This is a genomic window from Stutzerimonas sp. C6.4V (assembly GCF_058536345.1).
Genome location: NZ_JBZUBM010000001.1, coordinates 1395566 through 1408570 on the forward strand (window position 1 = coordinate 1395566; position 13005 = coordinate 1408570).

The 13005-nt window shown below is 60.8% G+C and carries 12 protein-coding genes and 1 pseudogene; 6 read left to right on the forward strand and 7 right to left on the reverse strand.

Annotated features, from left to right (window positions below):
• Positions 1-5: 5 nt before the first annotated feature.
• From AC4LFW_RS06680 to AC4LFW_RS06695, 4 genes are all read right to left on the reverse strand, one after another.
• Complete coding sequence (locus AC4LFW_RS06680; RefSeq protein ID WP_491818409.1) at positions 6-452, reverse strand: PAS domain-containing protein; 447 nt, start codon at positions 450-452, stop codon at positions 6-8.
• 183 nt (positions 453-635) lie between these two features.
• The gene (folX, locus tag AC4LFW_RS06685; RefSeq protein ID WP_491818410.1) at positions 636-1007 is read right to left on the reverse strand and encodes a dihydroneopterin triphosphate 2'-epimerase; all 372 of its coding nucleotides are present in this window, start codon (positions 1005-1007) and stop codon (positions 636-638) included.
• Positions 1007-1564, reverse strand: coding sequence for a GTP cyclohydrolase I FolE (gene folE, locus AC4LFW_RS06690; protein ID WP_491818411.1), 558 nt, complete (start codon positions 1562-1564; stop codon positions 1007-1009). Before folE ends, folX begins: the two co-directional genes overlap by 1 nt.
• A gap of 257 nt (positions 1565-1821) precedes the next feature.
• On the reverse strand, positions 1822-2229 hold the full coding sequence (locus tag AC4LFW_RS06695; RefSeq protein WP_491818412.1) for a thiol-disulfide oxidoreductase DCC family protein: 408 nt from the start codon (positions 2227-2229) through the stop codon (positions 1822-1824).
• A gap of 95 nt (positions 2230-2324) precedes the next feature.
• On the opposite strand from AC4LFW_RS06695, the gene AC4LFW_RS06700 reads away from it, so the two are divergent.
• Positions 2325-3281 carry a MerR family transcriptional regulator gene (locus AC4LFW_RS06700; protein ID WP_491818413.1) on the forward strand — a complete coding sequence of 319 codons (957 nt, stop codon included), beginning with the start codon at positions 2325-2327 and terminating at the stop codon, positions 3279-3281.
• Positions 3282-3362: 81 nt separating this feature from the next.
• Positions 3363-3710 (forward strand): annotated as a pseudogene (locus tag AC4LFW_RS06705) (insulinase family protein); the annotation flags it as partial.
• Between the two features lie 27 nt (positions 3711-3737).
• Here the strand turns inward: AC4LFW_RS06705 and AC4LFW_RS06710 are convergent.
• On the reverse strand, positions 3738-3980 hold the full coding sequence (locus tag AC4LFW_RS06710) for a hypothetical protein (protein ID WP_491820251.1): 243 nt from the start codon (positions 3978-3980) through the stop codon (positions 3738-3740).
• 118 nt (positions 3981-4098) lie between these two features.
• On the opposite strand from AC4LFW_RS06710, the gene AC4LFW_RS06715 reads away from it, so the two are divergent.
• The 4 genes from AC4LFW_RS06715 (at position 4099) to nahK (ending at position 11265) form a co-directional block, all read left to right on the forward strand.
• Positions 4099-5874, forward strand: coding sequence for a hypothetical protein (locus tag AC4LFW_RS06715; RefSeq protein ID WP_491818414.1), 1776 nt, complete (start codon positions 4099-4101; stop codon positions 5872-5874).
• 255 nt (positions 5875-6129) lie between these two features.
• The gene (locus AC4LFW_RS06720; protein WP_491818415.1) at positions 6130-7317 is read left to right on the forward strand and encodes a porin; all 1188 of its coding nucleotides are present in this window, start codon (positions 6130-6132) and stop codon (positions 7315-7317) included.
• A 242-nt stretch (positions 7318-7559) separates the two neighbouring features.
• On the forward strand, positions 7560-8699 hold the full coding sequence (gene nosP / locus AC4LFW_RS06725; RefSeq protein WP_491820151.1) for a nitric oxide-sensing protein NosP: 1140 nt from the start codon (positions 7560-7562) through the stop codon (positions 8697-8699).
• The gene (nahK, locus tag AC4LFW_RS06730; protein ID WP_491818416.1) at positions 8617-11265 is read left to right on the forward strand and encodes a hybrid sensor histidine kinase/response regulator NahK/ErcS'; all 2649 of its coding nucleotides are present in this window, start codon (positions 8617-8619) and stop codon (positions 11263-11265) included. The genes nosP and nahK overlap by 83 nt, the downstream gene beginning before the upstream one ends.
• 16 nt (positions 11266-11281) lie before the next feature.
• Here nahK and AC4LFW_RS06735 read toward each other — a convergent pair whose 3' ends face one another.
• A complete protein-coding gene (locus tag AC4LFW_RS06735) occupies positions 11282-11947 on the reverse strand; it encodes a response regulator (protein ID WP_491818417.1) in 666 nt (221 codons plus the stop codon).
• Positions 11948-12181: 234 nt separating this feature from the next.
• On the reverse strand, positions 12182-12973 hold the full coding sequence (locus AC4LFW_RS06740; RefSeq protein ID WP_491818418.1) for an ABC transporter permease: 792 nt from the start codon (positions 12971-12973) through the stop codon (positions 12182-12184).
• Positions 12974-13005: the final 32 nt, after the last annotated feature.

A 13005-nucleotide genomic window follows, 5' to 3' on the forward strand; every position in this document is an offset into this window, starting at 1 on the left:
GAGGATCAAGGCTTCAAAGCAGCAAGTTGCTGGCGAAGTTGCTCTACTTCGGCTTCGAGTTCGCGGACACGCTGCTTTGCTTCGACTTCGGGAGTCACGTCCTTCTGGATACCGATGTAATAGGTCAATTGATCGCCTTCATTGAATACAGGCGTAATCGATAGCTCGTTCCAGAATGCACTGCCGTCCTTGCGGTAGTTACGGATGATCTGGCGGCAGGGTGTGTTGCTGTGCACGGCTTTGCGGATGGCGGCGAGGCCTGGCTGATCCCTGTCACCTGCCTGGAGGAACCTGCAGTCCTGATAGAGGATATCGTCCACCGAGTACCCGGTAAGGCGCTGGAACGCAGGGTTGGCATAGATGAGGATGTTATCGTCGCCTTCCTGCTCGGCTACCACGATTCCGTCGTTGGAGGCTTCGATTACCAGTTGCAGCAGCTTGGCATTGATCATCGGCTTGTCTCATGTCCGTTTCGCGGCATTCTAGACCAACTTCCAGAGCCTCGGCACGACGCATCTTTGTTGCCTTTCATGTGCTGTCGGGGGCAGAGTTGCCTGGCGTGCGGCAGCAACTCTTGAGCCGAGCACCAGGCGTTCCATTGCCCTGGATTGGTTCCCGCCCACCGTGCTGATGAGTCAGCGGCTTGCAGCCAAGGTGATCGACACCGATTCGGCAAAGCGCAGCGCGTGCGGCTTGTCCACTTCGACTTCGGCATATTCGGCGCTGGGACGGCTCATCACCAGATCGAGAATTTCCTGCGTGAGACGCTCCAGCAGGCTGAAGCGATTGCCTTCGACGTGTGCAATGACCGCCTTGGTGATGGTCCGATAGTTCAGTGCGTTGTCTATATCGTTGTCGCGAACCGCATCGACCGCCTTGTAGAACACGGTCAGGTTGATCAGCACGTCCTGCTTGTTCAGGATTTCGTCTTCGTTGATGCCTATATAGGTGCGCAGGCGCAGGTCCTTGATGCGGATACGCGCCATGCCGGGTTCCAATCTGGGCATCAGCGACCTCCACCGATCAGCTGCAAAAACTCCATCCGCGTGGTGCACGACTCGCGGAACGCGCCAAGCATTACCGAGGTGTTCATCATGGAGTTCTGCTTTTCCACGCCACGCATCATCATGCACATGTGCTTGGCCTCGATGACCACCGCGACGCCCGCAGCCTTGGTGACTTCCTGGATCGCCTCGGCGATCTGTCGGGTGAGGTTTTCCTGGATCTGCAGACGGCGTGCATACATGTCGACGATGCGAGCGATCTTGGACAGCCCGAGCACCTTGCCGGTCGGTATGTAGGCGACGTGCGCCTTGCCAATGAAGGGCAGCATGTGATGCTCACACAGCGAGTAGAGCTCGATATCCCGGACGATGACCATCTCATCGTTGTCCGAGGCGAAGAGCGCGCCGTTGACTACTTCCTCAAGACTCTTTTCGTAGCCGTTGCAAAGATACTGCATGGCTTTGGCAGCGCGTTTCGGTGTGTCGAGCAGGCCTTCGCGCTGCGGATTTTCACCGACACCCAGAAGGATCTGGCGATAGTGATCAGGTAACAGGTTCATGGAGCGGTCCTTCATTGGCCATCGGAAGCTCAGCTGCGCATCTTAGTCGGCGCAGCAAGGCAGAATCCGGTCAGCGGGGGTTGAGCAGCAATAAACTTGAGCAGAACTTATACCAGAACAACGCCTTGTACAAGATAATTGCGGGCCGCTTTGGCATGTTTCTGCCATCATCGATCAGGTTGCATGAGGAGGCGTTAGCTCTCTTACGGGCAACGAAAGGCAGATCGACGCCATCCGCCGCTTTCAGCCAGCGCTGGCTAAGGCTCGGGATCCAGGTCGCAGCCTTCGACGCAGCGTTTGCTCCCATTGGGATGAGGAAGCCAGTCGAGGTGGGGGCGAGCCTTGCTGAACAGCCAGTAGCCAAGGAGAAACAATGGTCTCAGTGGCTTCCAGCCCAGCGGGGCGGCCCATCGGCCAAGACCTGCAGCGCGCCAGCTCCAGTAGGTCGCATCGAGCCCCGTCAGCCATTGCCCATCGGCACTGCGAGCGTGCAGTTTGCTGCGCAGCTGCTCCAGTGATCGGCTTTCACTGACAAATCCAGGTGCGCTGATGTCCATCAGGTGTAGACGAGCCGGTGTGGCGTGGCGTCGCAGCCAGATGATCTCTCGCGCGCAGAGCGGGCAGGCGCCATCGACATAGAGGGTAAGCGGCAGTTTCGGATGCATTTGCACAGAGCTCGCTTTGTAGAGGTTTTGTACAGCCTATGCTCGCGGGGCCTGAGTTACAATGCGCCCATTCCTTTGCATGAGCTGACTGCGTCATGACCGAATTCGCCCGTGCTTCCAAGCTGCTTTCTTCCGGGTCGCTCAAACAGGAAGAACTGTTCCCCATTCGAGAAGTGTCACGCCTGACCGGCGTTAATCCCGTGACGCTGCGCGCCTGGGAGCGACGCTATGGCCTGATCCAGCCGACCCGCACCGAGAGTGGCCATCGCCTGTATTCCATGGCAGACGTCGAGGCAGTGCGCAGCATTCTGGCCTGGACAGAGCGTGGGGTGGCGGTAAGCAAGGTTGGCAGTATTCTGTCACGCAGCGCGGCGACCCGGGCCGCTGCGCCGCCCGAACAGCAGGAAGCGGTCGCCGGCGAGTGGGGTGAATGGCAGGAGCAGGTGCAGCGTGCCGTAAGCAGTTTCGACGACAACCGTCTGGATCAGGTCTACGGACAGATTTTTTCCACGTACCCGCTACCGATTGTGTTCCAGGAAGTGTTGTTGCCGTTATGGCAGCGGTTGCTGGTGCGCCAGGATGAGTTTGGCCAGGTCAGTGAGTGGTTGTTCCTCGATAGTTTTTTGCGGGCTCGCGTGCTGCAGCGGCTCCAGCTGGCCCGCGCCCAGCCGCAGGACCGGGTGCTGCTGGCTGCGGTGCCTGGGCAATGCCGTGAGCTGGAGCTGCTGGTGGCTGGCTTGCTGCTGTCGAGCGACAGCGTGGCGGTCAATGTGCTGTCGATCGGTCAACCGCTCGATGAGCTGACCCTGATCTGTGAAAAGGTCCGGCCACGAGCCCTGGTGCTCTATTCCAACGTCCCGCCAAATGCGCTGTTGCTGCGCCAGTTTGCCAAGCTCGCCCTTGGCCTGGACTGCCCGTTGGCGATGGCGGGAGAAGCGGCAGAATTCTCCCAGGAGGGCCTGCGCGGCTCGCCGATCGCCTGTCTGGGTAATGCGGGAAAACTGATGCAACGCCGCCTTTTGCAGTTCCTCGATGGACATCTGGACACCTGACGCAGGGTCCCGCTGCGCTGCAATCTTGTCCCAGGGTCGGCCTGGCGCGATCCTGCCATCCACCAGCCTGAGCATATCCCTATGTCGCTAATCGATCCGTCCAGGCGGCCGCTGCTCGAAACCCTGCCAAGGGGACTGCACATACGGTTGCTCTCTCTACAACCGAGCACAAGGGCAGCGGCGCTGGTACGGGTGCATGCCGGATCACACGATGCGCCGGCTGAATATCCGGGGCTGGCGCATTTTCTCGAGCATCTCTTGTTTCTCGGCAGTCGGGACTTTGCCGTGCAAGACAGCCTCATGGCGTTCGTCCAGGGCTGCGGTGGGCAGCTGAACGCATCGACCCGGGAACGTCATACCGATTTCTTCTTCCAGGTGCCGGCAGATCAATTCGAAGAGGCTCTGCTTCGATTGCTGGACATGCTTGCCAATCCCTTGCTCGATGTAGCGGACCAGCTACGCGAGCGCGAGGTCCTGCACGCCGAATTCATGGCGCGTGGGCAGGACGCCGGGACGCTGTGCGACGCGGCTCTTGGCCTTGCATTCGACACAAGCCATCCGTTCAGCGGCTTTCACGCCGGCAATCGTGAAACCCTGCCGGTCGAGGAGGAACAGTTTCAGGAGGCCCTGCGCAGCTATCACCGACGCTTCTACAGGTGCGGGCAAATCGAATGGCTGCTTGCCGGCCCGCAAGATCAAACCGAGCTGCGGCGACTCGCGACCAGGGCTGACGCCTGTCTTCCCGAGGCAGCTGACGCGCCAACACGGATGGCTCCAGCGTTGCACTGCAGACGCGATGCCTGGCTGCGGTTGCACTTTGATCAGGTGCAGCCGCAGTCTGCATCTGGCGTTCACCTACGAAGAGCTGTCGGACGACTGCGTGCCTGCACTGGACTACCTCGGCACCTGGATCGAATCCGAGGCACCGGGCGGCTTGCTCCAGCGCCTTCGTCACCAGGGACTGTGCGAGTCATTGCGGCTGAGGGTGCCGTACGGCTACGCAGGGCAGGGGCTCGTCGTCATCGAGGCGAGTCTGAGCCACTGGGGCCTGGCTGACCGCGGCGAGGTCGTCTCGGCAATACTCGACTGGCTGCGTTTCTTTGCTGACGCATCGCTCTGGCAAAGCTGCCGCCCGGAGTACCTGCGCATCCGCAGGCGCAGCCTGCAGGTCGCCGGGCCTCTGGCACGGCTGCGCCATTGGATCGAGCCCCAGGCCTGGGCTGAAGACAGCGATGAGATCCGAATAGCCCAGACGTTCCATATGCTTCTGGAACAGATGCTAGGGGCGGGTCCGCTGGTGCTGACTGCAGACAGCAAGGCATGTGCTCCCGTCGAGGGCAGTGGTTTTCCGCTGCGCATGGCCTTTGAACGGCCGATGCCTTCCAGGCCGAAGAACCGGGACTGGCAGCGCCCGTCACCCAACCCCTGGTTGCAGTCCGCTTCGGCCAAAGCCGGGTCGCTCAGCGGCAGCCTGGCAATTGACTGGCAAGGGCCTGAGCATCCCGCAGGGCAGGGCGCCGTGTTTCTGTGCTGGCAGTTTGACCAAGGGCGACCTGCGGCCCGGCTGTGGCATGCCGTCTCGCATGCGCTGACGTCATACGTCTGGGCGGCTCAACAGGCGGGTGTCGCGCTACGTTTCGAGGACCTCGGCGACCGCTGGAGCCTGGGCCTGTCGGGCTATGCAGATGCGATACCGGCGATCCTTACCGATGTCGCCCCCCTCCTGGCCGAGCTGCCTCCCGCTTCGCTAGAGGCCGGGGCGGTACTGGCCGAACGCGCCCGCACGCTTGGCAACGAGAACATGCTGATCCGCCAGCTGCTCATGCGTTTGCCGGCTGTACTGGCTGGGCCGGGGGCCGCAGCAGTCCGGTCGACCCTAGTTGCGCACCTGCAGGCTTCCCATTGGCAGGGGCTGGCTGTGGGATTGCCGTCAGGGCTACAGGCTACGTTGAGCCAGGCCCTGCTTTCGCTCCCTGGCATACCTGGCATGGCTGCGCTGGGATCATCGGCGCCGGCTTCGAATTATTGCTGGCATACCGTTGACGGGGCGGCGGAGGCCGAGACCGCGTTGCTGTTGTTCTGCCCGCTACCGACACGCGACGCACGCTGCGAGGCGGCCTGGCGGGTGCTGGCTGTATTGATGGAAGCTGTGTTCTTTCGGCGCTTGCGCAGCGAGTTGCAGCTGGGATATGTGGTGTTCAGCCGCTTCTACCAGGCTGGCAGCCATCCCGGCCTGCTCTTTGGTGTGCAGTCACCCACCGCGACAGGACAAGAGATCCAGGCACATATCCGGGCGTTCCTCGAAGACTTCGCTGGGACCCTGGCGGATCAAGACGATGAAATGCTTTCCAGAACAGTGGAAGACATGAGCCGCCGGCATGTCATCGAGCAGGCTGATTTTCAGGCCCATGCCGAACAGGCCTGGCACACGCAGCTGGCGGGCCATGGCCGTGACCGCCCCAACCGTGTGGCAGAAGCCATGCGTGCCCTGACCTGCCATGACCTCGCCGTTGCCCTTGACTCGCTGCGCAACTGCAGCGGTGGCTGGGTTGTGCTGAGCAACGCAGCCGCGCCGGACCTGCGCCGGTCCTGATTACTCGTGATTCAAACCGCCAGATGCTCATCCACCTCCGTTTGCGGGCAAATGCGCCTGTCTCCACCAAAGCGCAACGGTGTAAGACCTAAGCGCTGCTTCTTCCGGATCAGTCGCTACCTGCTTTGAGTGCAATACACCACTCCCGCCAAAAGCAGTAGCAGATTGCCGCCATCGCAGCGTATGAGCCTGCCGATACGCTTTCGATAATCCGCTCCGACACGACTGCCCGTCGTCACATCAGCGGAGAGCGCCATGCACAACAAGAAGAAAGCGGTAACCACCCTATTGCCACTGGCCCTGGCCAGCGCCATTGCCATGACCCTAAGCCAGTCGGCCGTTGCCGAGATCAAGCTTTACGACAAGGATGACACCACGTTTTCCGTTGACGGCTACTTCAACACCTTCTACGTCAGCAGCGATGTCGATCGCGCCGGGGAGCAATTCGACCGGGATCAGTCCCGCGTGAAGATGGGCTTTCTGCCCAACTACATCGGCTTCAATTTCGGCAAGCAACTAGATGACCTGAAGATCGGTGGACGGTCCTCGTTCTGGGTCACGATCAACGACAGCGACACCAACGGCACCGAAACCGGCATCGATGTGCGTCAGTTCTACGGCACTGCGTCCAATGACGCGTGGGGCGAGGTGCTGTTCGGCAAGGACTTCGGTCTGTTTGGCCGATCCAACATCTTCCTCGATGAATTCCTTGCCGGCTATGGCCAGGTCAGCGACACCCTGGGACTGGTCGACTTTGGTGGCGTTTCATTTGGCAACATCGGTACCGGCTACCCTTATCCGTTTCCCACCTCGCAGGTCACCTATCGCTCGCCGGTCATGAATGGCCTGCGTATCGCTGCCGGCATCATGGATCCGGTGGACACCACCAGTGACGCCAGCAGTGCGCTGGATGAGGCCTACCAGGACAGCCCTCGCTTCGAAACAGAGATCACCTACCAGTTCGATCTCGCCGGCGCGCAGATCTATTCCTGGGTGAACGGCATGCAGCAGACTTCGAAGAACACCGACAGCACAGTGGAAGAAATCGACTCCAAGGGTATCGGCTACGGTATCCAGGCCAAGATCGCCGGGGTCTCCCTGACCGCTTCGGGGTTCCAGGCCGAAGGCATCAACCCGTTCTACACCAACAACGCGGGTGAAGCGCAGCTTCGCGATGTGGACAGCGACGGCTACCTGCTTCAGGGCTCCTATACCTTCGGCAAGAACCGCATCGCGCTTTCCACCGGCAAGACCAAGGATGATGGCAATGGCCTGGGCACGGCTGCCGATTACGAAACCCGTGGAATCGCTTATTTCCGCACCATCAACGACAACCTGAAACTGGTCGCCGAGGTAAATCAGTTCGAATTGTCGGGCCGCGATACCGATGCGCTTGACGAAGACACTCGCACCTATGCCATCGGCGCGGCGTTGAGCTTCTAAGCAGCGTCTCTGCAACTATCGGCGGGCGCCTTTCGGGGCGCCCGCTTTTTTTCTTTGGCGCTCAGCGCAAGGCCAAATTGCTGGGCTGCGATCTTTCGTCGCTTTGCTACCTTGGCAGCCCGCAGCCGGTACTGAAGTAGCATTTTCGTGCTCTATGCCCTGCCCAAGAATGGGGTCATACGATAACGGTGTATGGGGTGCGGTGCGTGGTCGATCAAGAATCCGTAGAAGTGCGCACCGCGATGTCGGAAGCCCGGGACGCCGAGACGGTGGCTCAGGACCTGGCGCGCCAGTTGATCCATCCCCATCTCGGCTTCGTGCTGTTTTTCTGTTCCGCGGAATACGACCTGCCCGCGCTGGGCGATGCGCTGCATCAGTATTTCGGTGGTGTGCGCATGGTTGGCTGTACCTCGGCTGGCGAAATCACGTCTCAGGGCTACGGGCGCAGCTGCGTGACCGCAGTCGGTTTCGATCACCGCAGCTTTTCCATCGCCTGCGAACTGATCGATGAAATGGATCGTTTTAGCCTCATCGACGCCCAGCAACTGGTCGAGCGCCTGGGCAGTGACTGCCGCAGCAACTCATTGGCACCGATCAAGGATCACAGCTTTGCGCTGACCCTGCTTGATGGCCTGTCCAGCCGCGAGGAAATCGTGTTGTCGGCGCTCAGTGCAGCCTTCGGCAGCATCCCGCATTTTGGCGGATCGGCCGGCGACGACAACCATCTGACCGACACCCACGTCTACTACGACGGCAAGTTCCACAGCGGGGCGGCCGTCGTGGTGCTGATCAACACCTGGCTCGATTTCGAAGTGTTCACCACCCATCACATGTTGCCGCGTAGCGAGAAGCTGGTAGTGACCCGGGTGGACAGCCATGCCCGGCGCGTCTTCGAGCTCAACGCCGAACCCGCCGCCGAGGAGTACGCACGGCTTATCGGTGTGCAGGTCAGTGATCTGGACCACCGCCTGTTTGCGGCGCACCCGCTGGCCGTGCGAATCAACGAGCAGTACTACGTCCGTTCAATTCAGAAAGTCAACGACGACCTCAGCCTGACCTTCTATTGCGCGGTCGAGAACGGCATTGTGCTGACCGCGATGCACCCCGGCCCGCTGATGCCGAATCTGGAGGCGCTCTTCCAGCGCCTGGAGCAACGCCTCGGTGCACCGCTGCTGACCATCGGCTGTGACTGTTTTCTCCGGCGACTGGAGATCGAGGGCAACGGCTCGACGGACGATACATCCAGATTCCTTCAACGCCAGCAGGTGATCGGCTTCAACACCTATGGAGAGCAGTTCAATGGCATGCACATCAACCAGACCTTCACCGGCGTCGCCATCGGCCGGCCTGGAGGGCGGCCTGGAGACAAGTGCGCTCGCTGAGCAGCTCGACAGACAGGCCGAGCTGGAGCGCGAAAATCATAAGCTGCGTCGCATCAATGCCGCGCTGATCGAGCGTATCGAATCCAGCGGCAGCGGCCGCGACGCGTCCTACGCCGCATTCCAGCACTCTGTGGAGCTGGCCGAGCAGGTGCGCGAACGTACCGACGCGCTGAATCAGGCGATGGCCGAGCTGAAGGCCAGCAACCGTTTGCTGAGCGACGCACGCCTGCGTGCAGAAACGGCACATCAGCATCTGGTCGACGCCATAGAAAGCATCTCCGACGCCTTCGTGCTGTTCGACAAGGATCAGCGCATCGTGCTGTTCAACAAACGTTTCAAGTCGCTTTGGAGCCGCACACGGGCGCGCATAAACAGTGGTACACGGTTGTCGGAGCTGAAACGGCTGGCGGAAAGCAGCGGCATGATCGCCGAGGAGCACCGTGGCAAGGCCAACGAGCCAACGGTGTACCGCCTGCACAACGGGCGTTGGGTGCAGCTCAGCGAACGCCCGACCCGCGAGGGCGGGCTGGTGATGCTCTATACCGACATCACCGAGGTAAAGATCAGCGAGACCATGCGCCGCGAACAGGCGCTGGCACAGAAGTCCCGGTTGCTGCAGCGCGCCGTGGACAACCTGTCCCAGGGCGTTGCCATGGTCAGTGCCGACGGCAGCCTGGAATTATGGAATGGCCGCTTCCTCGAACTGTGCGGGTTGGCGCCTATCGAGGCACATCGTCCGTTCGAGGAAGTGATGGCCGACAGCGAACTGAAGTTGCTGACGCCCGATACCTTCGATGCCAACGGCCAGCCTCTGGCGGAGCTGGAACAGCACCTGTTCGACGGTCGCACGCTGGAAATCCGCACTCACCCGTTGCCCACCGGCGGCTTCGTCAACACCTTCACTGACATCACCGAGCGTTACCGCCATGCCGAAGCGCTGCGTGAAAGCGAGCGCTGGATTCGTCTGATCACCGACCATGTACCGGCGCTGATTGCCTATGTGTCGGCGGACCTGACCTACGAATTCACCAACAAGGTCTACGAAGAATGGTACCGCTGGCCCAGTGACGGCATGCTTGGTCAGTCCCTGCGCGAAATCCACAGCGGCGATCACTGGAACCAGCTCGAGCCCTACATCGACCGCGCTTTGTCCGGGGAAAGCGTCAGCTTCGAAATGGCCGAGCGCAACCATTCCGGCCAACAGCGCTACATGCTGCGATCCTATGTGCCCAACCGCCAGGCCAACGGGGAAGTTGCCGGCATCTTCGTGCTGATCCAGGACATCACCGATCGCCGCCGGACTGCCGAGGCGCTGCATCAGGCCTACCAGAACCTTGAACAGCGAGTGCGCGAACGGACCGCCGAACTGACCAGCCTGAACGACCAGCTGCTCTGCGAGATCGACGAGCGCGCCCATGCCGAGGCCCGGCTGCGCGAGGCCAAGCGCGAAGCCGAGCTGGCCAACCTGTCGAAGACCAAGTTTCTCGCTGCCGTGAGTCATGACCTGCTGCAGCCGCTCAACGCTGCGCGGCTGTTCACCAGCGCACTGCTGGAGCAGCCCACATCCACCGGCAGCGGCCTGATCCGCAACATCAGCAATTCACTGGAGGACGTGGAAAACCTGCTTGGAACACTGGTGGATATATCCAAGCTCGATGCCGGGGTGATCAAAGCGGACATCGCGCCTTTTGCCGTCAGTGAGCTACTGGAAAACCTGGCCGCGGAGTTCCACCAGATCGCGGGCAGCGAACAGCTGAAGCTGGATTACATTCCCTGTTCTGCGCTGGTGCGCAGCGACATCCAGCTGTTGGCGCGGATCCTGCGCAACCTGCTGACCAACGCCATTCGTTACACGCCGAACGGGCGGGTCATGCTGGGCTGCCGTCGTCGCCGGCAGAGCCTTTCGATAGAAGTCTGGGACACCGGAATCGGCATTCCCGATGACAAGCTCGAAGAGATCTTTCATGAATTCAAGCGCGGCGAGGGCGTGAGGCCTCAGCAGGACCGTGGCCTTGGCTTGGGATTGGCGATCGTCGAGAAGATCGCACGCATTCTCGGCCATCGGATCGTTGTCACTTCGGTGCCAGGCCGTGGATCGAAATTTGCCGTCGAGGTCCCCCTGGCCAAGCGGGCGCCAAAAGCCAGTGCCGAGCCTGCCACGACGGATCTGCTGCTGGAACGGCTCAAAGGTGCGCGGGTCTGGGTGCTGGACAACGACACCTCGATCTGCGCGGGCATGCGAACGTTGCTGGAAGGCTGGGGTTGTCAGGTGGTGACGGCGTTGTCGGAGCAGGATCTGGCCGGTCAGGTGGACAATTTCCACGCTGATGCCGACCTGATCATCGCTGACTATCATCTGGACAATGGCTGCAACGGCATCGACGTGGTCGAGACGGTCAATGCGCGGCGGGCCAGCCCGTTGCCGGCACTGATGATCACCGCCAACTACAGCAACGAGCTGAAGCAGCAGGTCCGAGAGCTGGGGCATATGCTGATGCACAAGCCAGTGCGGCCGATGAAACTGAAGACCGCCATGTGTCACATGATGGATCAGGGCCACGCCTGATGCGGGGTGGTCCTGATCAGCGCCGCAGATAAGCCGTAAAGTCGATATCGCCGGCTGAAAGGATCGCCTGTACCCGGTTGTGCACGTTGAGCTTGCGAAGAATCGCCGAGACGTGGGCCTTGACGGTGGTTTCGGCGATATCCAGGTTGTAGGCGATCTGCTTGTTGGATTCGCCCTTGGTCATGCGCTCCAGTACCAGCAGCTGCTTGCGGGTCAGGGCCTGCAGCAGTTCCGGCGGAATGCTAGGTTCGCTGTGCTGAAAGTGACGGGTATTGGCCTTCTGACTGCGGATGATGTCGGAGGGCAGGTAGACGTTGCCGTTGAGGATCTGCTCGATGGCGTCAGTCATCTGTGCACGGGGCGACGACTTGGTAATGAAGCCACAGGCGCCATAGGTAATGGCTTGCAAGACGACCTGCTTGTCCTGCTCGGCGGACACGATCACCACGGGAATGGTTGGCGCCTCGTTGCGCAGGTTGATCAGGCCATTGAGCCCGTGCATCCCCGGCATGTTCAGATCGAGCAGCACCAGGTCCAGGTCATCGTGTTCGAGCGTGATGCTCAAGGCGCTGTCCAGGTCGGCGGTTTCCAGAATCTCACTACCCGGGAAACCATCCTGGATCACGTTGTGGATGGCCTCGCGAAAAAGCGGATGGTCATCAGCAATCAGTATCTTGTACAAAGCCGGTCACCTCATTGTTGTGATTATGCTGGGGCGAATCGGTAGGGCTCCCTGCTGTACGACCCGGTGTGGCTTCGCGGCAGCTGCTGTTGGCGCGGTCGAACAAAGAGGGTCGTTCAGTTCGGCGGACGCCGATTATTTTCGCTACTTCGATCGGCACATTACAGTCCAAGGCGCATTGTTTTTAAATCCTACGATCGGCACGAGAAGCAGCACCAAAGTAGTAAAGCTTTTTCAGGCGGCACGCCGAAGCGCGGCGTGCTGCGGGTTGAAGCTTAGCACCGACAGCAGACTGAACAGCAGCGTCAGCCCGAGGCAGACGCCCAGTGCGAGCGGGCTCAACCGCTCGTAGAGCGCATAGCGCACCAGTTCCACTGCATGGGTGAACGGGTTGATCGAGCAGATCCAGTACAGCCATTCACTGGCCTCGCGCATTTTCCAGAGCGGGTACAGCGCGGAAGAAAGAAAGAACATCGGGAAAATCACAAAATTCATCACCCCGGCGAAGTTCTCCAGCTGGCGGATGCCGTTGGACAGCAACAGCCCCAGCGCGCTGAGCAGCAGGGCGACCAGCAAAAGCGCCGGCAGTGCCGTGAGCAGGCCGGGCAGCGGCGGCTGCACCCCGTACAACCAGGCAATTGCCAGAAAGGCATAGACCTGCAACAGCGAGATCAGAGCCGTCGCCAGCAGCTTGCTGGCCAACAGGAAACTGCGCGGCAGGGGACTGGTCAGCAATACCCGCATGCTGCCCATTTCCCGGTCGTATACCATCGACAGCGATCCCTGCATCCCATTGAACAGCAGGATCATGCAGGCCAGGCCAGGCACGATGTAGGTCTCGTAGGTGATGTAGGTGTCGTACGGCTCGATGATCGCGATGCCCAATGCCGCACGGAACCCTGCGGCAAACACCACCAGCCAGAGCAGCGGGCGCACCAGGGCGCTGAAGAAGCGCGAGCGTTGCTGAACGAATCGCAGCCACTCTCGCGAAACGATTGCCCGCAGGCATTCCCAATAGGGACTCATGGCGTGGGCTCCTTATTGCTGGCGGTGCGAGG